At 33.2% G+C, this 942-nt stretch carries 1 protein-coding gene; it reads left to right on the plus strand.

Going from position 1 to position 942, the window contains the following annotated elements; translation table 11 throughout:
- Window positions 1-942, plus strand: a 942-nt coding sequence (locus tag H5T45_07695; protein MBC7129580.1) for a phenylacetate--CoA ligase family protein, incomplete at both ends; no start/stop codon positions are given.

Below are 942 nucleotides of genomic sequence, written 5' to 3' on the forward strand. Positions count from 1 at the left end.
GTGCCTTTATACAGGGAAAAATATAGGGGAATTGATATAAATTCAATAAATCTTGAAAATATTTCTTCTTTGCCAATACTTAAAAAAGATGATATAAGAAAAAATTTTGATAAAATTATTCCTCAAAAAGGCAAAAAATACAGCATTGTAAGCACATCTGGCTCAACAGGAAAGCCAGTTAGCATTTATGTTGATTTTTATACAATAATAAAGGCATTGATGGGCTTTTTAAGAGAGCTAAGAGAATATGATATAAACTGGATGAAAGACAGGATGAGTGTTATAGTTGATTTAACTTCTGGAAGTGCTGAAGAAGCTTATTTAAGAAGGACCGCAATTCCAAACTTAAAGCCTTTCTTTTCCCTTAATAATCTTCAAATTCTTCATGTGGGAGAGGATGTTGAAAAAATGGCTGAAAAAATAGAGAAATTTAATCCAAAATTTCTTGGAGGTTATCCAGGTAGCTTAAGGGCTCTTGCAATAATTAAAAGGAAAAAGAACTTAAGGATAGAGCCAGAAGTTATGGCATCATCTGGAGCAGTTCTTGATGAATATACAAAAAAATACATTGAAGATACATTCAATGCAAGGGTATATGATGTTTATGGCTCAACAGAAGCAGGGCCAGTTGCTTATGAATGCAAAAGAGGAAATTATCATCTACACTATGACATGGTTCATGTTGAAGTAGTTGATGAAAATGATGAGCCAACAGATAAAACTGGCAGGATAGTTGTTACAAAACTATATGGAAATGCAACACCAATCATAAGATATGATGGCTTAAATGACTTCATTACTCCAATCAAAAATAAGTGTGGATGTGGAATAAATTCTCCAGTTATTGCAAGAATAGAAGGAAGAAAGGCGGATTCAATTGTTCTGCCAAGCGGAAAAATAATTCCTCCCTTCACAATAACTGGAATTCCAGCAAAGGTAATG

Source organism: Thermoplasmatales archaeon, assembly GCA_014361245.1.
GTDB lineage: Archaea > Thermoplasmatota > E2 > UBA202 > JdFR-43 > JACIWB01.